The sequence below is a fragment of the Tenacibaculum sp. L6 genome, assembly GCF_028823685.1.
In the GTDB taxonomy this organism is placed as follows: domain Bacteria; phylum Bacteroidota; class Bacteroidia; order Flavobacteriales; family Flavobacteriaceae; genus Polaribacter.
In genome coordinates this window covers 1-24,410 of the sequence record NZ_JAPEHZ010000025.1, presented here as the reverse complement: position 1 = coordinate 24,410, position 24,410 = coordinate 1, and the positions used below count along the sequence as shown (strand labels likewise).

At 33.1% G+C, this 24,410-nt stretch carries 21 protein-coding genes and 2 pseudogenes; 15 read left to right on the top strand and 8 right to left on the bottom strand.

Features of this window, described 5'->3' with window-relative positions; genetic code table 11:
* The 4 genes from OU788_RS06690 to nqrF all read left to right on the top strand — a co-directional run bounded on the left by OU788_RS06690 (window position 1) and on the right by nqrF (window position 3,539).
* Complete coding sequence (locus tag OU788_RS06690) at window positions 1-741, top strand: Na(+)-translocating NADH-quinone reductase subunit C (RefSeq protein ID WP_274634443.1); 741 nt, start codon at window positions 1-3, stop codon at window positions 739-741.
* 2 nt (window positions 742-743) lie between these two features.
* On the top strand, window positions 744-1,388 hold the full coding sequence (locus OU788_RS06685; RefSeq protein ID WP_028891371.1) for an NADH:ubiquinone reductase (Na(+)-transporting) subunit D: 645 nt from the start codon (window positions 744-746) through the stop codon (window positions 1,386-1,388).
* Between the two features lie 85 nt (window positions 1,389-1,473).
* On the top strand, window positions 1,474-2,223 hold the full coding sequence (nqrE, locus tag OU788_RS06680) for an NADH:ubiquinone reductase (Na(+)-transporting) subunit E (RefSeq protein ID WP_028891370.1): 750 nt from the start codon (window positions 1,474-1,476) through the stop codon (window positions 2,221-2,223).
* Entirely contained in the window at window positions 2,223-3,539 is a 1,317-nt protein-coding gene (gene nqrF, locus OU788_RS06675) for an NADH:ubiquinone reductase (Na(+)-transporting) subunit F (protein WP_435254115.1), read from the top strand. Before nqrE ends, nqrF begins: the two co-directional genes overlap by 1 nt.
* Before the next feature lie 302 nt (window positions 3,540-3,841).
* Here the strand turns inward: nqrF and OU788_RS06670 are convergent, their stop codons facing one another.
* The gene (locus OU788_RS06670; protein WP_274634442.1) at window positions 3,842-4,303 is read right to left on the bottom strand and encodes a Na(+)-translocating NADH-quinone reductase subunit F; all 462 of its coding nucleotides are present in this window, start codon (window positions 4,301-4,303) and stop codon (window positions 3,842-3,844) included.
* Between the two features lie 68 nt (window positions 4,304-4,371).
* On the opposite strand from OU788_RS06670, the gene OU788_RS06665 reads away from it, so the two are divergent.
* From OU788_RS06665 to OU788_RS06635, 7 genes are all read left to right on the top strand, one after another.
* Window positions 4,372-5,727, top strand: coding sequence for a DEAD/DEAH box helicase (locus OU788_RS06665; protein WP_274634441.1), 1,356 nt, complete (start codon window positions 4,372-4,374; stop codon window positions 5,725-5,727).
* Complete coding sequence (locus OU788_RS06660; RefSeq protein ID WP_274634440.1) at window positions 5,727-6,086, top strand: Na(+)-translocating NADH-quinone reductase subunit F; 360 nt, start codon at window positions 5,727-5,729, stop codon at window positions 6,084-6,086. Before OU788_RS06665 ends, OU788_RS06660 begins: the two co-directional genes overlap by 1 nt.
* A gap of 117 nt (window positions 6,087-6,203) precedes the next feature.
* Window positions 6,204-6,767: a uracil-DNA glycosylase family protein gene (locus OU788_RS06655; protein ID WP_274634439.1), complete on the top strand. Its 564-nt coding sequence runs from the start codon at window positions 6,204-6,206 to the stop codon at window positions 6,765-6,767.
* A 73-nt stretch (window positions 6,768-6,840) separates the two neighbouring features.
* Entirely contained in the window at window positions 6,841-8,040 is a 1,200-nt protein-coding gene (gene hflX, locus OU788_RS06650) for a GTPase HflX (RefSeq protein ID WP_274634438.1), read from the top strand.
* A 374-nt stretch (window positions 8,041-8,414) separates the two neighbouring features.
* Complete coding sequence (locus tag OU788_RS06645) at window positions 8,415-9,119, top strand: energy transducer TonB (protein ID WP_274634437.1); 705 nt, start codon at window positions 8,415-8,417, stop codon at window positions 9,117-9,119.
* A 110-nt stretch (window positions 9,120-9,229) separates the two neighbouring features.
* Window positions 9,230-9,961, top strand: coding sequence for an energy transducer TonB (locus tag OU788_RS06640; RefSeq protein WP_274634436.1), 732 nt, complete (start codon window positions 9,230-9,232; stop codon window positions 9,959-9,961).
* Window positions 9,962-10,004: 43 nt separating this feature from the next.
* On the top strand, window positions 10,005-12,713 hold the full coding sequence (locus OU788_RS06635) for a TonB-dependent receptor (protein ID WP_274634435.1): 2,709 nt from the start codon (window positions 10,005-10,007) through the stop codon (window positions 12,711-12,713).
* A gap of 76 nt (window positions 12,714-12,789) precedes the next feature.
* On the opposite strand, the gene OU788_RS06630 is transcribed toward OU788_RS06635, so the two are convergent.
* From OU788_RS06630 to OU788_RS06605, 6 genes and pseudogenes are all read right to left on the bottom strand, one after another.
* The gene (locus OU788_RS06630) at window positions 12,790-13,866 is read right to left on the bottom strand and encodes a CNNM domain-containing protein (protein ID WP_274634434.1); all 1,077 of its coding nucleotides are present in this window, start codon (window positions 13,864-13,866) and stop codon (window positions 12,790-12,792) included.
* Between the two features lie 86 nt (window positions 13,867-13,952).
* Window positions 13,953-14,793 (bottom strand): annotated as a pseudogene (locus OU788_RS06625) (DUF3078 domain-containing protein).
* 81 nt (window positions 14,794-14,874) lie between these two features.
* Window positions 14,875-15,828 (bottom strand): DUF3078 domain-containing protein, encoded by a 954-nt coding sequence (locus OU788_RS06620; protein ID WP_274634433.1) that lies wholly within the window; start codon window positions 15,826-15,828, stop codon window positions 14,875-14,877.
* Between the two features lie 32 nt (window positions 15,829-15,860).
* The gene (locus OU788_RS06615; RefSeq protein WP_274634432.1) at window positions 15,861-16,370 is read right to left on the bottom strand and encodes a DUF2480 family protein; all 510 of its coding nucleotides are present in this window, start codon (window positions 16,368-16,370) and stop codon (window positions 15,861-15,863) included.
* Window positions 16,371-16,592: 222 nt separating this feature from the next.
* Window positions 16,593-16,913 carry a DUF59 domain-containing protein gene (locus OU788_RS06610; RefSeq protein ID WP_028891358.1) on the bottom strand — a complete coding sequence of 107 codons (321 nt, stop codon included), beginning with the start codon at window positions 16,911-16,913 and terminating at the stop codon, window positions 16,593-16,595.
* Between the two features lie 21 nt (window positions 16,914-16,934).
* Entirely contained in the window at window positions 16,935-17,354 is a 420-nt protein-coding gene (locus OU788_RS06605; protein WP_274634431.1) for a SufE family protein, read from the bottom strand.
* A 187-nt stretch (window positions 17,355-17,541) separates the two neighbouring features.
* Here OU788_RS06605 and OU788_RS06600 point away from each other — a divergent pair.
* Window positions 17,542-18,469 (top strand): annotated as a pseudogene (locus OU788_RS06600) (PfkB family carbohydrate kinase).
* 78 nt (window positions 18,470-18,547) lie between these two features.
* Window positions 18,548-20,446: an amidophosphoribosyltransferase gene (locus OU788_RS06595; protein ID WP_274634430.1), complete on the top strand. Its 1,899-nt coding sequence runs from the start codon at window positions 18,548-18,550 to the stop codon at window positions 20,444-20,446.
* A 75-nt stretch (window positions 20,447-20,521) separates the two neighbouring features.
* Here OU788_RS06595 and OU788_RS06590 read toward each other — a convergent pair whose 3' ends face one another.
* Window positions 20,522-20,884 carry an SPOR domain-containing protein gene (locus OU788_RS06590; protein ID WP_274634429.1) on the bottom strand — a complete coding sequence of 121 codons (363 nt, stop codon included), beginning with the start codon at window positions 20,882-20,884 and terminating at the stop codon, window positions 20,522-20,524.
* A gap of 177 nt (window positions 20,885-21,061) precedes the next feature.
* On the opposite strand from OU788_RS06590, the gene OU788_RS06585 reads away from it, so the two are divergent.
* Window positions 21,062-22,324: a c-type cytochrome gene (locus tag OU788_RS06585; protein WP_274634428.1), complete on the top strand. Its 1,263-nt coding sequence runs from the start codon at window positions 21,062-21,064 to the stop codon at window positions 22,322-22,324.
* Window positions 22,325-22,356: 32 nt separating this feature from the next.
* Window positions 22,357-24,410 (top strand): TAT-variant-translocated molybdopterin oxidoreductase (locus tag OU788_RS06580; protein WP_274634427.1); only part of this gene is annotated, 2,054 nt, incomplete at its 3' end.

Genomic DNA, 24,410 nt, shown 5'->3' with positions numbered 1-24,410 from the left:
ATGAGTAAGAAGACAGATAGTAATGTATATACGGTAGTATTCGCAATAGGAATGGTACTAGTAGTGGGTGCGTTGTTAGCTTTTACAGCGTCATCACTTCGCCCAACAATCGATGCTAACAAACGTATCGAAAAGCAACAAAACATTTTGTATGCAATGGGTGTAAACGAAAACGATGAAACAAGTATCGTATTTGTTTCAAAAGATAAAGTAGCAGATGAGTTTGCTAAATACATCAAAAAGCAATTAGTAATCGAAGGAGAAAACGTTTCTGAAGATGCTAACGCATATTTAATTGATGTTAAAAAACAACAAACAGCAGCTAAAGAAGGTAAAACAAGAAAATTACCATTATTTGTTGGTGAAAAAGATGGAACTACATTTTACATCGCACCAATTAGAGGTAAAGGTCTTTGGGATGCTATTTGGGGATACGTTGCAATGGATAAAAACATGGTAGTTCAAGGAGTTTTCTTTGATCATAAAGGAGAAACACCAGGTTTAGGAGCTAACATTAAGCAACGTTACTTTATGGATGATTTTATTGGAGAAGATTTAATGAACAACGGTTCTTTTAAAGGAATTGCAGTTTCTAAATCAAACAATGATCCAAAGAACGAAGATAAAAATGATAACGAGGTAGATGCAATTGCAGGAGCAACTATTACTGGAGACGGGGTAGCTGCAATGATTAAAACCGAATTAGGTTTATACGTACCTTACTTTAAAACATTAAAATAAATATGGGACTTTTATCAAAAAAAGACGCAGCGTTAATTACTGATCCATTAGCAGATAATAACCCAATTACTATTCAGGTATTAGGTATTTGTTCTGCATTAGCAATTACGGCAGAGTTAAAAGCTTCTATTGTAATGTCTTTATCGGTATTATTTGTATTAGGAGTAGGAAATGTGGTAATCTCGTTAATGAGAAATATTATTCCATCAAAAATTAGAATTATTGTACAGTTAATCGTAGTAGCTACATTGGTAATTATTGTAGACCAAGTGTTAAAAGCATTTGCGTACGATTTAAGTAAAACCTTATCGGTATTTATTGGGTTAATTATTACCAACTGTATTATCATGGGACGTTTTGAGGCTTTTGCTTTAGGTAACGGACCTTGGAGATCTTTCTTAGATGGTATTGGTAATGCTTTAGGATACGCAGTAATCTTAATTATTGTAGGTTTCTTTAGAGAATTATTAGGTTCTGGTACTTTATTAGGATTTAAAGTATTAGGAGATCCTATCGAGAAAACAGGATTGTATGCTTTAGGATATGAAAACAACGGGTTTATGTTATTATCACCAATGGCATTAATCGTTGTAGGTATCATTATTTGGGTACAACGTACAAGAAATAAAGCATTAGTAGAAGATTAAAATAGTAATGAGACGTTAGATATGAGAATTGAGATGCTATCAATAAACTCAATACTAACTACTCAATACTAAATACTATAAAAATATGGAACATATAGAATTATTTTTCAAGTCGATATTTATAGATAACATGGTATTCGCAACCTTCTTAGGAATGTGTTCATACCTTGCAGTATCTAAAAAAGTATCAACAGCCGTAGGTTTAGGAGCAGCCGTTATTTTCGTATTAGCGGTAACTGTACCAGTAAACTGGTTGTTAGATCAGTATTTATTACAACCTGGAGCTTTAAAGTGGTTAGGAGCTGAGTATGCAGACTATGATTTAAGTTTCTTATCATTCATCATGTTTATTGCAACAATTGCAACCATGGTACAATTGGTAGAAATTATTGTAGAAAAATTTGCGCCAGCATTATATAACTCTTTAGGAATTTTCTTACCGTTAATTGCTGTAAACTGTGCAATTTTAGGAGGATCGTTATTCATGCAATCACGTGAAATCCCAACATTAGGTTTATCATTAACTTACGGTGTAGGTTCTGGTATCGGATGGTTCTTAGCAATTTTAGCAATTGCAGCTATTCGTGAAAAAATCAGATATTCATCTGTACCACCAGCGTTAAGAGGATTAGGAATTACATTTATCATTACAGGTTTAATGGCTATCGGATTTATGAGTTTCGGTGGAATGTTAACAGGAGGTGATGATGAAGGTAAAAAAGAAGAAACTACAGCAGTTCAGGTTGAAAAGAAAGAAGTAGAAGAGAAGAAAGTTGAAACAACTGAAGAGAAAGCTGAAGAATTAGCTAATAACACTAAAGAAATTACAGAATAATGGTATTTTTAGAAGTAAGCACAGGAGGAACAGTTGCTATTACAGTATTAGCGTTTTTAGCGGTAATCTTAGTTTTAGTAGCGTTATTATTATTTGTAAAACAAAAGTTAGCACCATCTGGACCTGTAAAAATTACAATCAATGGTGAAAAAACAATAGAAGTACCATCAGGAGGAACTTTATTATCTACATTAGGTAATGAAAAAATCTTCTTACCATCAGCATGTGGTGGTGGTGGTTCTTGTGTACAATGTGAGTGTCACGTAAACTCTGGTGGAGGTGAAGCTTTACCAACAGAAACACCACACTTTACACGTAAAGAATTACAACACGGTATTCGTTTAGCATGTCAGGTAAAAGTAAAACAAGACATGGATATTTCTATTCCAGAAGAAATTTTCGGAATTAAGAAATGGGAAGCAACTGTTGTAAGAAACTATAACGTGGCAACCTTTATTAAGGAGTTTGTAGTTGAGATTCCAGAAGAAATGGATTATAAAGCAGGTGGGTATATTCAAATTGAAATTCCACCATGTGAAGTAAAATATGCTGACATGGATATTTCTGCACATCCACAAGATCATCCAGGTGAACCTGATAAATTTGAGGCTGATTGGGATAAATTTAACCTAAGGCCATTGGTAATGAAGAATGAAGAAACTGTAGAGAGAGCATACTCTATGGCTTCTTACCCTGCAGAAGGAAGAGAAATCATGTTAAATGTTCGTGTAGCTACACCTCCTTTCGACCGTGCTAAAGGTGGATGGATGGATGTAAATCCAGGGGTGGCATCTTCGTATATTTTTAATCAAAAGCCAGGAGATAAAGTAACTATTTCTGGACCTTATGGTGAATTCTTTATTAATGATTCTGAAGCTGAAATGTTATATGTAGGTGGTGGAGCTGGTATGGCACCAATGCGTTCACATATTTATCATTTATTTAGAACTTTAAAGACTGGTAGAAAAGTAACATACTGGTACGGAGGTCGTTCTAAAGCAGAATTATTCTACATTCACTACTTTAGAGCATTAGAAAAAGACTTTCCAAACTTTAAATTTTACTTGGCATTATCTGAGCCATTAGAAGAAGATAACTGGAAGGTTAAAAAAGATATTAATGATGAAAGCGGAGATGGTTTTGTTGGGTTTATTCACCAAGTTGTAATAGACCAATATTTATCTAAGCATGAAAGTCCTGAGGATTTAGAATTATATTTCTGTGGACCACCATTAATGAACAAAGCAGTACAAAAAATGGGTGAAGATTTTGGTCTTGATGACGAAAACATTCGTTTTGATGACTTTGGAGGATAATCACTCAGTGATTTTAAAATATAAAACCGATACGTATTGTATCGGTTTTTTTATGCATAAAAAAGTACTTTTCATAATTAATTTTCAACAAAATATAATTTTTTTAACTTTAGATTAAACTAAATGATTTTATTTTGTGATTATCAGCTAAATAAATAATAAAACTAAATCTATGAATTGTCCAAAATGCCAATCAACATTTGTTAGAAGAAAAAGAAGAAGCCTCTTTCAAAAAATCGTCTTTTTTAATAAGAAAAGATTTAAGTGTTTCGACTGTAAAGCAATGTTTTTAGCAAAGTAATTTACTCGTAAATCACATCAAACTTATACACAGGACTGTCTTGTTCATATTCAAAAATCTTAGAATACTCCATGACATTTGGTAAGTCTTCTAGTTTGCACAAGTGAGCAACGACAGCACATAAACCATTAAATAAAGTTTCTTTATGTGTTGGGTTTTGAGGTTTTGGATTGTAATGACATAACGGAACTGTAAATCCACAAGTTTCTAAAAACACTTTTTCAATTTGTAAGAGTTCTAAAGGAGAGTAACCATTAAATTTTCTACCTAAATTTTGATGTACCCTACCTACATAGCTTAACTCTAACGAACCATGACCATTTGTTAGGTGTTTCCAGCTATCTCGGTTGTCTAAAATATTACCAACTGCACAAGCTGAACAACATTCAGGGTTTAATTCGTCATTATGAAAAGCATTATAAAGCTTTATAAGTGCTTGCTCTAATCTTTTAGGTATTTCCATAATCAAAATGAATTAAGTCCTTTAAATATACAAAATAATGGTTGTACCTTTGCATCAAATTATTGTTAATGACTACTTTTCAAGATTTAGACTTATCAAATCCACTAAGAAATTCAATTGAAGAATTAGGCTTCGTTAATCCGACACCTATTCAAGAACAAGCATTTCCTGTAATTCGTTCAGGAAAAGATGTAGTGGGTATTGCTCAAACAGGTACAGGTAAAACCTTCGGGTATTTATTACCTATACTTCGCGATTTAAAGTTCTCAAAACAACAACACCCGAGAGTGATGATTTTGGTGCCTACACGTGAATTAGTTGTGCAAGTGGTTGATGAAATTGAAAAGTTAGCCAAATATATTACGTTAAAAACTGTAGGAGTTTATGGAGGTGTTAATTTAAACCGTCATAAAGAAGCAGTTATGCAAGGAGCAGATATTATTGTAGCTACTCCCGGGCGTTTATACGACTTAGCATTAAGCAATGTGTTGAAGCTAAAATCTATTCAAAAATTGGTGATTGATGAAGTAGATGTGATGCTTGATTTAGGTTTCCGTTTTCAGTTGTTAAATATCTTTGATTTACTACCACAACGACGTCAAAATATCATGTTTTCGGCAACGATGACGGAAGATGTAGAAGCATTGATTGATGACTTTTTTATAGCGCCGCATAAAATAGCGATTGCAGTTAGTGGAACTCCGTTAGATAATATTCAACAGACAAGTTATGACGTTCCGAATTTTTATACAAAAGTCAACTTATTGAACTATTTGTTATTCGATAAATCGGAGTTTAGTAAAGTGTTGGTGTTTGCACCGAATAAAAGAAACGCAGATCGATTGTTTGATTGTGTTGCTGAAGAATTTCCGTCACAAGCCTGTGTAATTCACTCGAACAAAACACAGAATTATCGTTTGCGTTCTATTGAACAATTCAATAAAGGAGAAAAACGAATCTTAATTGCAACTGATGTAATTGCTCGTGGATTGGATTTAGAAGAGGTTACTCATGTAGTCAATTTTGATGTGCCGCATTTCCCAGAAAACTATATGCACAGAATTGGTCGTACAGGTCGTGCAGAACATGAAGGAAAATCAATTTTATTTGCTACGGAAAAAGAGCAGGAAGCTAAACAACGAATTGAGGAGTTGATGAATTATACAATTCCGAAGTTAGAAATTCCTGAACAAGTTGAGATAACCAAGCAATTAACGGAAGAAGAGCGTCCGAAGGAAGAAAGAGAAGTAAATAAAAATAGAACTTCTCAAGAGTATGAAGCAGGTCCAGCTTTCCATGAAAAAAAGGAAAAGAATAAAAAAACAAATCAAGGAGGTTCGTATAGAAGAGAGCTTGCTAAGAAATACAAAAAGCCAAAAACTAGAGGCGATAAAAACTATAACAAACGCAATAAGAAGAAATAATGCAAGAACTTACCAAGCAAGAACTCCACAATTTAGGAATGAATATTGTGGGTAAGAAACTGCAAGAAATGGGTTATGAATTTGTTGCAATCAATAGCGAGTTGAAAAAGCATCCGCAGTTTGTGTTGTATAAAAAAGGAGAGCCTACCATTTTTGTGTTGGTAAAAACTACAAATAACATTCAGTCACCACAAGAATATGATGTGTTATGGATGGAAACCTTTAAAGAACACGCAAAAAATCAAAATGCGAAAGTTTGGTATGCAGGAATTGGTATTGCGAATGCTGAGAGTATAGAGCTCCCTGTTTTTAAAGATCAACCGTACTACGTAGCTTTTGATGATTTTATTAAGTTTTAATACTTGTCATATCGAGTGATTTTGTTCTTGAGGAAAGCGAATAAGCACAAAATTGCATCGAGATATCTCTTATCAATAAAGCATTTTTAAATCGATAGGATTTTAGTATTTTTAACTATGGAAGAATTACTAGCCGATATTCGTAAATGCACTATTTGTAAAGATTTTATAGAGCCTAACCCTGTTGTTTTAGCAAGTAAACAATCAAAGATTATTATTGTTGGTCAAGCACCAGGGATTAAAGTACATCAATCAGGTATTCCGTGGGATGATGCTAGTGGAAAGCAATTACGAAAATGGTTAGGAGTTACCGATGCCCAATTTTACGACACCAATAACTTTGCAATTGTTCCTATGGGATTCTGCTATCCAGGAAAAGGAAAATCAGGAGATTTACCACCAAGAAAAGAATGTGCTCCGAAATGGCATCAACCTTTGCTAGATGAAATGCCTAATGTGAAGTTAATTATTTTAATTGGGATGTATGCTCAGAATTACTATTTAAAAGACAAAGCAAAACGAACGCTTACAGAAACGGTAGATGCTTTTCACGAATATTTACCAGACTATTTTGTGTTACCACATCCATCACCAAGAAATCGATTTTGGTTAACTAAAAATCCATGGTTTGAAAAAGAGGTGCTTCCACAATTAAAAAAGATGATTAAAGAGTTACTGTAAGATTAAAAATAACCTAGTTCTTAAACAAATAAGTTAATTACTTTGCATTGATAAATTCGTACTTTTGTAACGTATGATAGAAACACGAGAAGCCATATCAGAAAAAGCGGTTTTAATAGGAATTATAACCCAACATCAAGACGAAAAACAGTCAGAAGAGTATTTAGATGAACTAGAGTTTTTAACTCTAACAGCTGGAGGGGTTGCTGTAAAACGTTTTGTGCAAAAACTTGATAAGCCCAATCCGAAAACTTTTTTAGGAACAGGAAAGTTAGAAGATGTAAAAGCGTATATAGATTCAAACGATATTGGAACAGCAATTTTTGATGACGAATTATCGCCTGCACAGTTGAGGAATATCGAACGCTTTTTAGACTGTAAAATTTTAGATAGAACCAACTTAATCCTAGATATTTTTGCGAGTAGAGCACAAACAAGTTCGGCAAAAGCTCAGGTTGAATTGGCACAATATCAATATTTATTACCTCGATTAACCCGAATGTGGACTCACCTTGATAAGCAAAAAGGGGGAATTGGTATGCGTGGACCAGGGGAAACAGAAATTGAAACTGACCGTCGTATTATTCGTGATAAAATCTCATTGCTTAAAAAGAAATTAGAAACTATTGATAAGCAAATGTCAATACAGCGTAAAAACCGTGGGAAAATGGTGCGAGTTGCTTTGGTAGGATATACCAATGTGGGGAAATCTACCTTAATGAATGTGATTAGTAAGAGTGAGGTTTTTGCTGAAAATAAATTATTTGCAACCTTAGATACTACAGTGAGAAAAGTAGTCATTAAAAACATTCCGTTTTTAATGACTGATACTGTTGGGTTTATTAGAAAATTACCAACTCAGTTAGTAGAATCGTTTAAATCTACGTTGGATGAAGTTAGAGAAGCCGATTTACTACTGCATGTAGTAGATATTTCGCATCCAAATTTTGAAGATCATATTGCTTCTGTAAACAAAATTTTAGATGAAATTGATAGTAAAGATAAGCCTACGGTTATGGTGTTTAACAAGATAGATGCTTATACTCATGAAACTATTGATGAAGACGATATAGTAACAGAAAAAACAAAGGAACATTATACTTTAGAAGATTGGAAAAAAACCTGGATGAATGATTTAGAAACGGAGAGTATTTTCATATCAGCTTTGAATAAAGACAATTTAGAAGATTTTAAAGAAAAGGTGTATGAAGAGGTAAAAAAGATACATATACAGCGTTTTCCGTATAATGATTTCTTATATAATGAGTACTAGTTTTTTACGATAACAAAACACAACGATAACACAAAAAGAACTTAAATAATTGCTATTTAAGTTCTTTTTCATTACATTTATAATTGTTAATACAGTATTTTCTGTGTTATTTTAAACATTGTAAACCAGTTTTTTAAACATTTTATCCCCCCTAAAAAATGAAAAATAACAAAACTTCACATAAAAAATCAGCACGATTTTTAGTAGAACATCAAGTTGAAAAGAGTTCATTCATTAACACTCTAAACTTAGTTTAATACAGTCCTAAAACTTAATAGGTATTCACAAAGCTTTTAATTTTTAAAATAAAGGCCTAAAGAATTGTCTGCTCAATTTTGTATTGAGTTACCATGTTTTAATAAAATAAGATCGTGATGAAAAAAATAATGATATTCTTGTTTGCTATTTTATATAGCACGCATTTAGTAAATGCACAAGAAAAATGTACATCTCAAGATCATAAAATACAAGATATTAATACTGTAGATAAATGTTTGATTGAAAAGCATGATGACAGTAATGATGAAGCTTCAACAATGGTTACCACAGTTACTAGTAGAAGATATTTAAAAAAACGTGTTTATTTTGAAAAAGCTATTCGTTTAGCTGAAGACTTAAAAGCGAAAGAAATGCATACTTTCAATGCAATTAATAATTTAAAACTAGCTCGTTTAAGTAATCCTACCCCAATTATTAGAACTGTAGAAAGTAAGGGGATTTCTTTTGATGTAGTTGAAGAAATACCAATGTTTTTATCGTGTGCAGATGATTCAATGGATAAAATAGATTGTTTTAACTACGAAATGCAACAGCATATACTTAATAATTTAGTTTATCCAGTAAAAGCTCTAGATGAAGGGATAGAAGGAAGCGTGCAGGTAAGTTTTATAATTGACGAAACAGGTAAGGTAACAAGTATAAGAACAGAAGGTGAAGGAGTGCATGAAATCTTAAAACAAGAAGCAGAAAGAATTGTGTTATTACTTCCGAACTTTAAACCAGGAAAACAAGCTAGTAAGCCTTCAAAAGTATTGTATAGCTTCCCTATGGATTTTACATTAACATCTAATGTAGATTAATTGCTTAAAAATTTAATTTTTCACAAAAAAAGAGTAATTTTGCGCGCTGAAATTCCCCAGTTATTCAATCAATTAATTGGTTGACTAGGAAATTCTTAAAACCCTTAAATGTGAAAAAAATATTCTTATTTATATTCTTAGTGTGTTTATATTCTACTAATGTAATGTCTCAACGTGAGGTTTGCGAAACTCCAGAAGAAACTTTAGATTTAAATAGTATTACTAAATGTACGATTGAACCTAAAAGTAAAGACAATAAAGGTACGCGTCAAATCTCTGTTAAAGTATCAGCTAATAGAAGGTATTTAAAAAAGAGAGAAAATTTCAAAAAACAAGCCGTTTCATCTGGTGTGGAGTTATCTAGTGCAGGAACAGCTGAAGTTGAAAGCACAAATCAACTTGCAGAAATTTCTCAGCCATTAACAATAAAAAATAATATCGAAGATATTACCAGTAAATTATCAGCAGAAGAAATAAAAAATGCTGAAAAATTTAGTACTGTAGATAAAATCCCTCTTTTTACAGCTTGTAAAAAAGCTAAAAAAGGAGAACGATTAGATTGTTTTAATGTTGAAATGGTAAAACATATTCAAAAACACTTCAGGTACCCTAGTCAGGCGGTAAAAGAATCTGTTCAAGGCGAGGTTTGGGTTCGTTTTATTATTGATAAAAACGGACAGGTTAAAAACATCAAAACCTTAGGGCCTAAGGGCGGAGAGTTATTAAATAACGAAGCGGTTCGAGTTGTATCTCAATTACCTCAATTTATCCCTGGAAAAAAACAAGGAGATAACGCTTCAGTTAAATACGGATTCCCAATCATGTTTGCTCTAGATGAGTAAATAAATCAATAATAATTTACAAAAACTAATTAAAATAAACATTATGTTTAAAAAACTACTATCTATATTTTTAGTGGTTTGTGCTGTATCTGTATATGGACAAACTACTATAAAGGGAAAAGTTTATGATGAATATTTAGAGCCTTTTTCTAATGCTGTAATTATTTCAGGAAATGATAGAACAACTTCAGATTTCGAGGGAAGTTTTACTTTAAAATCAGCATCAAACTATCCTGTAACAATCCAAGTTTCAGCTTTTGGATACAAAACAGAAATCGTTGAAGTTGTGTCTCAAGATCAAGAAATTAACGTGATTTTGAAAGAAAACATCGCATTAGACGAAGTTGTAATTTCTGCATCGAGATCTCCAGAACGAGTTATAGAATCTCCTGTAACCATTGAAAGAATGGGGATTGTTGATGTTAAAAGAAATACTTCTATCTCGTTTTATGACGGATTAACAAACTTAAAAGGAATCGAGTCGCGTGAAGCAAACTACGGATTCAAATCTGTTAACTCACGTGGTTTTTCTACTTTCGATAACACTCGATTTGTACAGTTAGTAGACGGGGTAGAAACATCAATTCCTGCATTAAATTTCTCAGCAGGAAATATTATGGGGCTTTCAGATTTAGATGTAAAAAATGTTGAAATTCTTCCAGGAGCATCTTCTGCTTTATATGGGGCAAACGCCTTTAACGGTATTTTGTTAATGAAAAGTAGAAACCCTTTTGATGATGCAGGTATTAGCACGTATATTAAAACAGGAAACATGTCGCAAGAAGCAGCAGGGAATAATGCTTTTTACGATGTGGGTGCACGTATGGCATATAAATTTAATAACTATTTAGCTGCAAAAGTAAACCTAACTTACTTTTCTGCAGAAGAGTGGCATGCTGATGATACTAGAAATACTACAGGAATTGGTGGTGTAGCAATTGATGGAGATAGAGATACCAATACAGATTACGATGGAGTAAATGTGTATGGAGATGATTTTTCAGTGGCTATTCCAGGTATTGGAAATGTAAGTAGAACAGGGTATGACGAAAAAGATTTAACAAATTATGATGGTTATAACTTAAAATTTGACGGATCTATTCATATCAGACCATGGGCTAATGATGCGTTCGAAATTATTTTAAATTCTCGTTTTTCTCGTGGAGACAATACTTACCAAGGATCCAACAGATTCTCTCAAAAAGGATATTTTATCGAGCAGTATAAATTAGAATTAAAAGGGAAGAATTTCTATGCAAGAGGATATTATACTGGAAACGATTCAGGAAAAACTCACGATTTACGATTTGCTGCAATTGCCTTAAATGAAAAGTACAATCCAACGCAAAACTGGTATAAAGAATACAGAGACATGTATTCAGGAGTAATTAACGATCAAGATTACACTGCTTTTAACGATGCAGACGCAAGAAGATATGCTAACAGAAATAGATTTGTACCAGGATCAGCAGAATTTAAAACAGCATTAGAAGAAGTAATTAATACTCCAATAAACAAAGGAGGAGCTGGTATAAAAGATGAAACTTCTTTTTACCATTTTGATGCCAACTATAACTTTAAAGATATTATTCGTTGGGGAGAAATTCAAGTAGGAGGTTCTTATCGTAAGTATGATATTAACTCAAACGGAACATTATTTACCGATGAAAACGATAATATTGAGTTTGATATGTTTGGGGTTTACTCTCAAATTCAAAAGAAATTTTTAGAGGATAGATTAAAGTTTACAGGATCTGTTCGTTATGATAAATCTAAAAACTTCGAAGGAAACTTCTCGCCAAGGGTAGCATTAAACTATTCTTTAGGAGACTCAAAAAACCATATTTTAAGAGCTTCTTATCAAACAGGGTTTAGAAATCCAAGTACTTTAGAGCAATACTTCGGATTACGTTCAGGACCAAGTAAGTATATTTTAGGAACTTCAGAAGAAAACTTAGACCGTTTTTCTACAATAGCAATGAATCAAGATGGTACTACCAATACAATTACTGGTAGAAACGTTTTTGACAACGCATTGGCAGGAGAAGATAACAGAGTTAAGCTTCATGTAAACCCAATTAAACCAGAAAAAGTAACTTCTTATGAAGTAGGGTATAGAAGTATTATTGATTTAAATAGTAGAAACATTTTAGAATTAGATATTAATGGTTATTACAACCAGTATAACGATTTTGTAGCTTTTAAAGATGTTATTGTAGCTAATTACGGAGGTTTAGAAGCAGATGGAACACCAAACGCTTTAGCTAATGCAGCAATTGATAATGGAGATTATACATCGTTTGTACTTAACACAAATACACCAGCTAATGTAGATTCGTATGGTGTAGGAATAGGGTTAAATACTAAAGTGTTTAAGACATTTAATTTAGGAGCAAATTATACCTATTCAAAACTAGTTTTTGATCAAAGTGAAGATTCAAGCTTTAAACCAGGATTTAATACACCAGAGCATCAAGTAAAAGTTATGTTTGGAAATCCGAATTTATTTAACAACTTCGGATTTAATGTGAATGTAAGATGGCAAGATGAGTTTTTATGGCAGTCGAGTTTCTTAGATGATATGGTATCTGAAAGAACAGTGTTAGATGCACAAATAAATTATAGAGTACCTTCACTTAAATCTAGATTTAAAATTGGAGGAACTAATTTAACAGGTAACGAATATATGGTAGCTCCTGGTTCAGGATTCATCGGTTCTATGTACTATGTTTCTTGGACAATTAATGACTAATTAATTTAGTTGTATAAAATAAAAGAGGCGTGAATTTGCAAATTCACGCCTCTTTTTGTATAATGATTAAAATAGTTTATTCATTTTCACTATCATCATTAATAATTCCTAATCGCTTAGCGCGCTGTTCCCAGCTCTTTCTAGCTAAAGTTTGAAGATTGGCTACATTATCACTTTCATCCATGATTTCATGTCCTAAAAGCGTTTCTATAACGTCTTCTTGAGTAACTAAACCACTAACCGAACCATATTCATCTACAACTAAGGCTAAGTGCTCTCTTTGTTCAATTAACCGATCAAATAAGTTTGGAATAGATAACTCTCGACTAGCTATTATAATATTTCTTTTAATAGTTTTTAAAGGTTCATCTCCTTTATTATCTACCAATGAAAGCAACAATTGATCTTTTAACACATAACCCGTTATGTTATCTGGATTTTCAGCATAAACAGGTATTCTTGAAAAACGTAAAGGTCTATTTTCGTCAAAGAAAGATTTTATACTTTGGTTTTCATCAGCAGTGGTAAGAACTGTACGAGGAGTCATTATATGCTTAGCTTGTACTTGTTTAAAGTTTAGCATATTTCTAATTACTTTTCCTTCACTTTCATGAAAAACTCCTTCTTGTTCAGCAATATCGGTCATTGCGGTAAAATCTTCTCTACTAAGTACGCTTTCACCATGGGCTCCTTTTCCAAAAATTTTGGTAAAAAGTTGAAGCGTCCAGATAATCCCAGTGTATTTGCAAAAAAAGATTAAGATGTTTAAAGCTTTTGTTGAAAAACCAGCCAACGATTTCCAGTAAGTAGCTCCTATAGTCTTAGGAATGATTTCAGAAGCCACTAAAATTAAAATTGTCATTATAGCCGAAACAATAAAAACACCATTACCATCGTCACTAAATATCTTTTTTGCTTGCGCACCTACTAAAATAGCGCCTACAGTATGAGCAATAGTGTTAACCGTAAGAATAGCGATAAGAGGTTTATCTACATCTTTTTTTAAGGCTTCTAAATCGTCAGCGTAGGCTTTCTCTTCCTTCTTTTTAACATTAACAAAAGTTGGTGTTACACTTAGTAAAACAGCTTCAAGTATGGAGCATAAAAAAGAAAAAAATATAGATAAAGTTGCGTAAACAATTAAAAGTGTCATTCGTTATAATTTTTAAGCTAAAATACATAAAAAAGAAAACCTCAAGAAGTACTTCTTGAGGTTTTAAATAGGTGTTTTGTTATGTTTTAAAAACCGTAGTTAATTCCTAAACCAAATACCTCTCTTGTTTGAAATCCTTCAAAAGCATTATCATCATAAATTGCTTGCATAGAAAGGTTGGCTGATAAATACTTGTTAACTTTCATCACAACATTTACAGTGTAATCAATATCTACATTTTGAAAATCTTCTAAGTAGTTGCTATAAAGGTTTAAAATATTTTCTACCGAAACGTTTTTCATTACATCTAACTTGTAATAAGCGTTTTAAAGCAGCCCCTAACTCATAACGAGTAGTTTCTCCTTGTGCAACACCAAAAGCGTCTCCCATTTCGGTTAAATGTCCGTGCATTACTATTAATTTAGAAGTTGCAGGGGCAATGTTAACTTTTAAGTTATCGTGTTTTTTCCATAACATACCAGGTCCAAATTGGAAGTATGCAGGAGAAAAGAAGTGCGAAGTTTGAACGCCATTCACATCAGTTGATGACATTTGTGTTTTAAAGTTGAAAAAAGCAGAGTAGTACCAGTTTCCACCAGCTTTTTTACCTACTAAAGAGTTTAACTCTAAACGGTCATCTGTTTTTTTCATTTCTTCTCCTTTTAGTTTTGTTAAACCGTAAGAAGCAATTAATTTATTGTCCCAAGTCCAATCACCTTTTGTGTAGTTAAAATCGTAGTTTAAACCAAGAGTACCAGAAATGTTATTTGTACCTCCGGCTAACCAGTTATTAAAAGCAGATTGATTGAATAGGAAAGAAATGTTTCCACTTCGTTTCCATCCTTCTTTAGGTTCATCTTTTTTTTCTTCTTGGGCATTGGCTGTTAAAGCACTAAATAAAACAGCGATTGCTAATAATTTTTTCATTTGGATAAATTTTAATTTATTTTTTTTGAAGGCGCGAATGTACACCTTACAAAAAGCTTAGACAAAGTTATTGATTAAAAGTCACGTTTTATGAAAAATATAATTTAATCCAAGTCCAAAAACCTCTTTAAATTGTATTTTCTTAGAAGCGTCATCATCAATAATGGCATGTAAACCAAGGTTTGTAGAAAGATTTTTGTTAATCTTAACCAAGATGTTTAATTGGTAATCTATGTCAATGTTTTGAGGTTTGTTTAAGTAATCTGAATAGACAGCAAGAATGTTTTCCATTGTTACATCTTTCATGATTTCTTTCTTGTAGTAAGCAGAAAGGTTAAAACCTAGCCCTAATTTTGAGGTTTTACCTTCTTCAACACCATATTTTCCTGAAAATTCATTAGAAACAAATGTATATCGTGCTGTAGCTGGTGCGATGTTTATCCTAGCATCGTCATTTCGTTTCCAAAGCATACCGGGACCAAAACTCCAATAAGCAGGAGAGAAAAAGTCAGAAACAGCTAATTTTGGTTCTTGCTTGTAGTCATACCCTCTAGAAAACTGCGTTTTAAAATTGCTAAAAAATGAGAAGAACCAAAGCTTAGAGGCTTTTAAACCTAATAAAGAGTTGTATTCAAATTGGTCTTCTGTTTTTATCATTCCTTGACCATCAACATAGCTTAAGCCGTAAGCAGATATGATTTTATTATCCCAGTTCCATTTCTTTTTTTTGTAGTTGAAATCATAACCAAGCGTCATGTTTCCTGCAACCGTGTTGTTTCCTCCTGCAGACCAATTGGCAAAAGATGATTGGTTGAATAAAAAAGTATATTTTCCGGTAACCATCCATTTTTTTGGTGGGTTCTTTTTTACCAATACTTCAGGAGTAAGGAATCGTCTTATAATGGTAGAACTATAGTCAACTTCAGCAGGAGCACTAACTAATTTTAATGCTGAAATGCTGTCTTTTTTTGTCCTTTGTGAAAAAGCAGAAAAAGAATAACATATAAAAAGAAATAAAAAAAAGAGTTTTTTCATCTATAGTTAAGTTAAGGAGTTTATAAATCGAATTACTTTTTTTTCTTGTAAAGTGGTACCGTTGAGCAAGCTTCTCCAAACATAATAGTCTTGGCTACAGTTTTTACTTTTTCAATCAGTAAGGTATATGCTGAAGGTGGTATAGGCTTATTTGCACAACCTTTTATAATTATGGGTTTGTCTTTGTATTCAGATATATCAATTTGGTTTATGATATCTTGATAAATAACTGTTTCAAGTAACGGTAAATCACCAACTACTACTTTTTTTGCAAAAGGAGTAAGTTCTACAGTTAGTAACAAGTATGCCCATGAAGGAATAATAGCATCAGAAGAACAAGTTAGAGCAACATAACTATCTTGATATTGAGACCAATCGTGATTTTTTACAGATTCTCTAAAATCTTTTTCACGCAATATGAGTTCTTCATACAGCCAGTCTTTTATGTCAAATACAATACGATTTCCTTTCGGATAAAAATCTTCAAGGTCTATTGTAGTAAGATTACTATTTGCTACTCTGTTAATTATTTCTTCTGCCATATATTTTAGTTGAAAGTTAAAAAGTTTTTAAAACTGGAAAGAGCAAAGTTTATTTGTTTATGGGTTGAATTGTTTAACTGTTTATAGTAGTTCCAAAGTTCCAAAGTTCCAAAGTTTCAAAGTTTTAAAGCGAAAAACTAAAAGTGAAAAATTTTATAAAATTATTTGTGACGTAAGTGTAAAAACAAACTTACCTAAAACCTAAAACCTAAAACCTAAAACCTACAACATTCCTAACTCTAATTTAGCTTCCTCACTCATCATGTCTTGTGTCCAAGTAGGATCAAAAGTGATTTCAACTTCACAGTTGTTAATCTCTTTTAGTGTTTTTACCTTTTCTTCAACTTCAACAGGTAAAGTTTCTGCTACAGGGCAGTTAGGAGAAGTTAACGTCATTAATATTTTGGCGTCATTTTCTTCTGAAATAAATACGTCGTAAATTAATCCTAATTCGTAGATGTCTACAGGGATTTCAGGATCGTATATTGTTTTTAATACACGTACAATTTTATCTCCTAATTCTTCTAATTGATCTTCAGTCATTAGTTCTAACTCTTTATAATCTTATAATTTCGACTGCTGTGCAATCGCATACATTTTAATCTGTTTTACCATTGATACTAACCCGTTGGCTCTGGTTGGACTCAAATGCTCTTTCAAGCCAATTTCGTCGATAAAATTAGTGTCAGCCTCTAAAATAGCTTTCGGTGTTTGGTTTGAAAATACCCTCAATAATAAAGCCACAATTCCCTTGGTTAAAATTGCATCACTATCGGCAGTAAATTCAATAGTATCACCTTTTAATTCAGAATACAGCCATACTTTTGATTGACAGCCTTTTATCAAATTTTCATCTAATCTATAAGCATCGTCTATTAATGGTAATGATTTTCCTAATTCGATGATGTATTCGTAACGTTCCATCCAGTCTTCAAACATTGAAAACTCATCAATAATTTCTTCTTGTATTTCTTTGATAGTCATTTTTTAAAACTATTTTTGCAAAGTCAAAAAGACCGTTTTTAATTAAAGGGGTAAAATTACGACAAAAAAGGCAGTTAACATTACAGTTTACGTCTTAATACATATTATTAGTAAAACTTTAAGTCTTACGTTGTTAAGGCAAAAAGAAAAGAAATATTTCTTCTAGTACAGGAGATTAGGTAGAGTTATGAGTAAATTATTAGCAGTAGGTACGGTAGCGTTTGATGCTATTGAAACACCTTTCGGAAAGACAGATAAGATTTTAGGAGGATCAGGTACATTTGTAGGATTGGCAGCTTCACAGTTTGGAGTAAAAACAGGAGTTGTTTCTGTTGTTGGAGGAGATTTTCCTCAGTCATATTTAGATATGATGAACAACAAAGGAATCAATACTGATGGAGTTGAAATCGTAAAAGACGGAAAAACCTTCTTTTGGAGTGGAAAATATCATAACGATATGAATTCTCGTGATACTTTGGTTACTGAATTAAATGTGTTGGAGCATTTTCAGCCAGTAGTGCCAGAATCTTTTAAAGATGCGCCAATTGTAATGTTAGGGAATTTACATCCATTAACACAAGCATCGGTTTTAGATCAAATGAATGAGCGTCCAAAGTTAGTGGTATTAGATACTATGAACTTTTGGATGGATATTGCTTTAAATGATTTACACGAAGTGTTAAAACGTGTAGATGTTATTACAATTAACGATGAAGAAGCTCGTCAGTTAAGTGGAGAGTATTCATTGGTTAATGCAGCTCAAAAAATCCATGAAATGGGGCCAAAATATGTGGTGATTAAAAAAGGAGAGCACGGAGCTTTTATTATTCAATGAAGGTAATATGTTCTTTGCGCCAGCGTTACCACTAGCAGAAGTGTTCGATCCTACAGGAGCTGGAGATACGTTTGCAGGAGGTTTCTGCGGATATTTAGCTAAAACTGAAGATATCTCTTTTGAAAATATGAAGAGTGCTATTATCTACGGATCTAACTTAGCATCGTTCTGTGTTGAAAAATTCGGAACAGAACGTATGGAGGAGCTGTCAAACCAAGAAGTACAAGCACGTTTACAAGCTTTTAAAGAATTAACACAATTTGATATTGAATTATCATAACTATAAATCCGCGCTTTTTGGTGCGGATTTTTTTATACAACACACAAAACCACAACACAACTAAATACTTGAAATTAAATGAGTGACGCTATTAAACATGAATGCGGAATTGCAATGGTTCGATTAAAAAAACCATTACAATATTATAAAGATAAATACGGTACCGCGTTTTATGGTGTAAACAAAATGTATTTGTTAATGGAAAAACAGCACAACAGAGGTCAAGATGGTGCTGGATTAGCAAGTATTAAATTTAATGTAGAGCCAGGAACAAGGTATATAAGTAGAGTTCGATCGAATGAGTCGCAACCTATACAAGATATCTTTGGAAAAATTAATAAAAGAATCAACGGGGTTTTTGAAGAAAATCCAGATAAAGTTGATGATGTTGAATGGCAAGAAGAAAATGTACCTTATTTAGGTAATTTATTCTTAGGGCATGTTCGTTATGGTACCTTTGGAGGAAACTCTATCGAAAATGTACACCCGTTTTTACGTCAAAGTAACTGGAAGCACCAAAGCTTAATTGTTGCGGGTAACTTTAACATGACAAACTCTAAACAATTATTAAATGATTTAATAGAGTTAGGTCAGCATCCAAAAGAATCTACAGATACGGTTACTATTTTAGAAAAAATAGGACACTTCTTACAATCAGAAGTTTCTGATTTATACTTAAAAGCAAAAGAAGAAGGATTCAATAAAAAAGATGCTTCTCCATATATAGAAGAACATTTAGATATTCAACGTATTTTAAAGCGTTCAGCTAAGAACTGGGACGGGGGTTATGCCATGGCAGGTATGTTAGGACACGGAGATGCGTTTGTGTTGAGAGATCCATCAGCTATTCGTCCAGCATTTTTCTATGAAGATGATGAAGTGGTGGTGGTAGCTTCTGAGCGTCCAGTTATTCAAACAGCTTTTAATGTAGATATCGATTCAATAAAAGAAATTGAAAGAGGTCATGCGTTAATTATTAAGAAAAATGGTCAAACAAGCATGTTGCCAATTTTAGAGCAACGTCCTAAAAAAGCATGTTCGTTTGAGCGTATTTATTTCTCAAGAGGTAGTGATGCTTCAATTTATAAAGAGCGTAAAAATTTAGGAAAATATGTATTTCCTGAAGTGTTAAAATCGATTGATAACGATATTGAAAACTCTGTGTTTTCATACATTCCAAATACAGCGGAAACTTCTTTCTTCGGAATGATGGAAGCAGCAGAAGATGTGTTAAATCAACAGAAAACAGATGCTATTTTAGCAGGTGGAGGAAAATTATCAAAAGAAAAGGTAACGGAAATTCTTTCTAAACGACCACGTTTTGAAAAGATAGCTATTAAAGATGCAAAACTACGTACTTTTATTACAGATGATAGTAGTCGTGATGATTTAGTAGCGCACGTATACGATATTACTTACGGAGTTGTAAAACCAACCGATAACTTAGTGATTATTGATGATAGTATCGTAAGAGGAACTACTTTGAAGAAAAGTATCATCAAGATATTAGATCGATTAAATCCAAAGAAGATTGTTGTGGTTTCATCGGCACCTCAAATTCGTTATCCAGATTGTTATGGTATTGATATGGCTAAGATTAATGATTTTATAGCATTTAAAGCTGCTTTAGAGTTGTTAAAAGAAACAAATCAATACAATATTGTTGATGAAGTATATCAAAAATGTAAGCAACAAGAAAATAGTGAGGATAAAGACGTGGTGAATTACGTAAAAGAAATTTATGCTTCGTTTACTGATGAAGAAATCTCTGCTAAGATTGCTCAGATGTTAAAAACTGAAGAAATCAAAGCTGAAGTAGAAGTAATCTTTCAACCTGTTAGTGAATTGCATAAAGCTTGTCCAGATAATTTAGGAGACTGGTACTTTACTGGAGATTATCCTACTGATGGTGGTCATAGAGTAGTAAACCAAGCGTTTATCAATTTTTATGAAGGAAGCGATGCTAGAGCTTATTAATAATAAGTATTAGTGATATAAATAAAAAAAGAGTGATCAAACTATCACTCTTTTTTTATGGTGTAAATATTGTTTTTACATTGGAACAACGATAGCTCCAGAGAATTTCTCGCGAATTTCATTTAGAGCTCTATCTGCGTGTAAACGTGTTTTGTAATTTCCAACTTGTATTTTCCAATTAGGTTCTTCATATGTTAGTTTGGTGTATATGCCAGGGTACTCCACTTGAAATCTATTTCGTAAGCTTCTAGCGCGTCCTTCTTGACCATAATATAGCTGTATTCTATAACCAGTTCCGTTGTGTTTGTTGTAAGCTCTCTTTTTCTCTATTAAAGAGTTAATGTTTTTGCTATCAGCGTACTTAGATTGTGCGTTTGCGCTAAAAACACCAGCTGTTAATAGAAGTATAAGTGTTATGATTAAACTGCTTTTCTTCATTTTTTGAATCTTTTTACAAAAGTAACGACTTGTCCGTTAATAGATTGTTAATCTCTTTTATTTAGAATTATTATAAATTGCAAATAAGCAATCTCTTTACATTTCACAATTTAGACAGAAGTAGTACTTTTGTGCAACTTTCTGTGTGCTAAATTAAAATTAGTAGTACAGAAAAAATTGTACCAAAATAGATACAAAACTTCTTTCTTTTTAGTTTTCTTAGTAAGTTTTTCGGCGTTCTCGCAAGATGTAGACGAAGCGCGTCAAAAAGAAGGGAAAAAATTATTTAAGTCTTTATGTGCTTCGTGTCACAAGTTAGATAAAAAACTTGTGGGGCCTGCTTTAGCTGGTGTTGAAGAAACAAGAACCAATGAGTGGTTAAAGGCATGGATTAAAGATAATGCTGCTTTAAGAGCTTCTGGAGATAAAGATGCTATTGCGATTTTTGAAGAGTATAATGGGTCTAGTATGAACGCTTTTCCTCAGTTAACTGATCAGAATATTGATGATATTTTGTATTACACAACTGTAGGTGAGTTGAAGACGGCTCCTGTTGCAGGTGCGGAAGTTGCTGGTCAGTCTCAAGGAGATCAAGCACCTCAGTGGTTGGTTTACATATTAGCGGCAGCAATTATTGTTGCGTTTTTAATTATTGGTAGTTTATTAAAAACTATTAGTGAATTAAAAGGTGCTCCAAAAACTCCAGGTTTGATGGGGCAAACTGCTGAATTATGGGAAGGTATTAAGCAAAATACGTTCTTAAAAGTATTAACGGTAATTTTTGGTGCTTTAGTAGCGGCGTACTTCTTGTTTGGTACATTGTTTAAAGTAGGTGTTGATACAGGGTATCAACCAATTCAACCAATTGCATTCTCGCATAAAATTCACGCAGGAGATAATAAGATAGATTGTCAATACTGTCACTCTGCAGCAAAACATAGTAAGCATTCGGGTATACCATCTGTAAATGTTTGTATGAATTGTCATAAAAACATTTCAGAAGTAGCAGAAGATACTAAAGTAGTAATGGATGACCATACGTTAGTGAAATCAGATTTAGATAAAGAAATCGCTAAGATTTACGAAGCTGCTGGTTGGGATCCAGAAAAATTAGAATACACAGGTAATACTAAGCCAATCAAATGGGTTAGAGTTCATAATTTACCAGATTTTGCATATTTTAACCACTCACAACACGTAACAGTAGGTGGGGTTGCTTGTCAAAAATGTCACGGACCAGTAGAGGAAATGGAAGAAGTGTATCAACATTCTCCATTAACAATGGGTTGGTGTATCGACTGTCATAAGGATACTAAGGTAGACTTAAAGGGTAATGAGTACTATGCTAAGATTCACGAAGAATTAGCTAAAAAGTACGGTGTTGAGCAAGTAACAATTGCACAATTAGGAGGAAAAGAGTGTGGTAAGTGCCACTATTAATCAAATTAGAAAGTAGAAAAACACATATATAAATGGCTTCAGACAAAAAATACTGGCAAAGTGTTGAGGAACTTAAAGGAAGTTCTATTGTTGAAACGCTACGTAATAATGAGTTTGTACAAGATATCCCTACAGATGAGTTTTTAGGTGATAAAGAAACCTTAGAAACTTCATCAACATCACGTAGAGATTTCTTGAAATATGTTGGATTTACCACTGCAGCAGCTTCTTTAGCAGCTTGTGAAGGTCCAGTAAGAAAATCAATTCCTTATGTAGTGCAACCTAATGATATCGTAGTAGGTGTTGCTGATTGGTACGCAACTACAATCGCAGATGGTTTTGATTTCGCAAACGTATTAGTTAAAACACGTGAAGGGCGTCCAATTCAAATCATGCCTAACAAAGAGGCAGGAGGAGTAACAAACGCACGTACGCAAGCATCGGTTTTATCATTGTATGATGGTAAATTAAGATTAAGAGAACCAAGAAAAGGTGAAACTGAAATCTCTTGGGCTGATGCGGATAAAGAAATCGTGGCTAAATTAAACGAGTTAAAGAACGCTAACGAACCAGTAGTGTTATTAACAGGAACTTTAGCGAGTCCTTCTACTGATAAAGTTATTGCTGATTTTATCGCAGCTTATCCAAATGTTAAGCATGTAGTATATGATGCAATTTCTGAAAGTGCTACAGCTGATGCTTTTGAAGCTATGTACGGTAAAAGAGCTTTACCAGACTACGATTTTAGCAAAGCAGGAGTTATCGCGTCTATCGGAGCAGATTTCTTAGGAGATTGGCAAGGTGGATATGAGAAATCATATGCAGATGGTCGTAGAGTAGCAACAGGTAAAATGTCTTACCACGTTCAAATAGAAAGTAACATGTCTTTAACAGGTGCTAGTGCCGATAAAAGAATTGTTGCTAAGCCATCTGAACAAATTTTCGCTTTAATCAATTTATACAATGCAGTAACAGGAAGTTCTCTTCCTTCTAAAGCAACCGCTTTTGATGCAGAAGTTAAGCAATTAGCTAACGATCTAAAAAAAGCAGGTTCAAAAGGAGTTGTAGTTACTGGATTAAATGATAAAAACGCACAATTAATTGCTTTAGCAATTAACAACGCATTAAACAGTGAAGTAATCGATACAAAAGCGGTAAACTTAACTCGCCAAGGTAACGATACTGAAGTTGCACAATTAGTAGCAGATATTAAAGGAGGAAAAGTAAAAGGTTTAGTTACGTATAACGTAAACCCAGTTTACTCTTTAGCAAATGCAGCTGATTTTGCAGAAGGAATTAAAAACTTAAAATTATCTGTTGCTTTATCTACTCAGGATGATGCAACAGCTAATGCTACACAATATACATTGCCAGCACCTCACAACTTAGAAAGTTGGGGAGATGTTATGGCTAAAGAAGGTGTTTATAGTTTAATGCAACCTACTATTCAACCATTATTTAATACACGTCAGTTACAAGACGTATTATTAAAGTGGTCAGGTAGTACAGTAAATTACTATGATACTTTAAAAGAATTTTGGAGTACTAATGTTTTAGGAGGAGCTTCTTGGAATCAAGCATTACATGATGGATTCTTTAAAGCTGCAACTACTACTGAAGATGTTGCTTTTGAATCTACTGCAGATGTAAATGCAGCAGCAGTTGGATTAGTAAGATTAGCTAACAGTGCTTCAGGATTCGAATTAAATTTATATTCATCAACTGCATTAGGAGACGGTAAACAAGCCAACAACCCTTGGTTACAAGAATTACCAGACCCTCTTACCCGTGCTTCTTGGGATAACTACTTAACTGTTTCTATGGCAGATGCTAAAGAATTAGGTTTTGAAAACCCAGTAAAAGATAACGGAGCAATTAACGGGAACTATGCTAATGTAACGGTTAATGGAGTTACAATTAACAAAATTCCAGTAATCATTCAACCAGGTCAAGCTAAAGGATCAGTTGGTTTAGCATTAGGTTATGGTAGAACTCAAGGATTAAAGCCAGAGATGCAAGTAGGTATCAATGCATATCCTTTCTATCAAAATGGAAACAACGTACAATTCAACGTTTCTATTGAAAA

Coding starts and splice junctions, on each gene's coding strand:
- OU788_RS06655 (WP_274634439.1), top strand. CDS start 6,204: ATGGAAGAATTACTAGCCGATATTCGTAAATGCACTATTTGTAAAGAT.
- OU788_RS06630 (WP_274634434.1), bottom strand. CDS start 13,866: ATGACACTTTTAATTGTTTACGCAACTTTATCTATATTTTTTTCTTTT.
- OU788_RS06605 (WP_274634431.1), bottom strand. CDS start 17,354: ATGACTATCAAAGAAATACAAGAAGAAATTATTGATGAGTTTTCAATG.
- OU788_RS06685 (WP_028891371.1), top strand. CDS start 744: ATGGGACTTTTATCAAAAAAAGACGCAGCGTTAATTACTGATCCATTA.
- OU788_RS06610 (WP_028891358.1), bottom strand. CDS start 16,913: ATGACTGAAGATCAATTAGAAGAATTAGGAGATAAAATTGTACGTGTA.
- hflX (WP_274634438.1), top strand. CDS start 6,841: ATGATAGAAACACGAGAAGCCATATCAGAAAAAGCGGTTTTAATAGGA.
- OU788_RS06690 (WP_274634443.1), top strand. CDS start 1: ATGAGTAAGAAGACAGATAGTAATGTATATACGGTAGTATTCGCAATA.
- OU788_RS06660 (WP_274634440.1), top strand. CDS start 5,727: ATGCAAGAACTTACCAAGCAAGAACTCCACAATTTAGGAATGAATATT.
- nqrF (WP_435254115.1), top strand. CDS start 2,223: ATGGTATTTTTAGAAGTAAGCACAGGAGGAACAGTTGCTATTACAGTA.
- OU788_RS06670 (WP_274634442.1), bottom strand. CDS start 4,303: ATGGAAATACCTAAAAGATTAGAGCAAGCACTTATAAAGCTTTATAAT.
- OU788_RS06645 (WP_274634437.1), top strand. CDS start 8,415: ATGAAAAAAATAATGATATTCTTGTTTGCTATTTTATATAGCACGCAT.
- OU788_RS06615 (WP_274634432.1), bottom strand. CDS start 16,370: ATGGCAGAAGAAATAATTAACAGAGTAGCAAATAGTAATCTTACTACA.
- OU788_RS06590 (WP_274634429.1), bottom strand. CDS start 20,884: ATGAAGAAAAGCAGTTTAATCATAACACTTATACTTCTATTAACAGCT.
- OU788_RS06595 (WP_274634430.1), top strand. CDS start 18,548: ATGAGTGACGCTATTAAACATGAATGCGGAATTGCAATGGTTCGATTA.
- OU788_RS06635 (WP_274634435.1), top strand. CDS start 10,005: ATGTTTAAAAAACTACTATCTATATTTTTAGTGGTTTGTGCTGTATCT.
- OU788_RS06620 (WP_274634433.1), bottom strand. CDS start 15,828: ATGAAAAAACTCTTTTTTTTATTTCTTTTTATATGTTATTCTTTTTCT.
- OU788_RS06665 (WP_274634441.1), top strand. CDS start 4,372: ATGACTACTTTTCAAGATTTAGACTTATCAAATCCACTAAGAAATTCA.
- nqrE (WP_028891370.1), top strand. CDS start 1,474: ATGGAACATATAGAATTATTTTTCAAGTCGATATTTATAGATAACATG.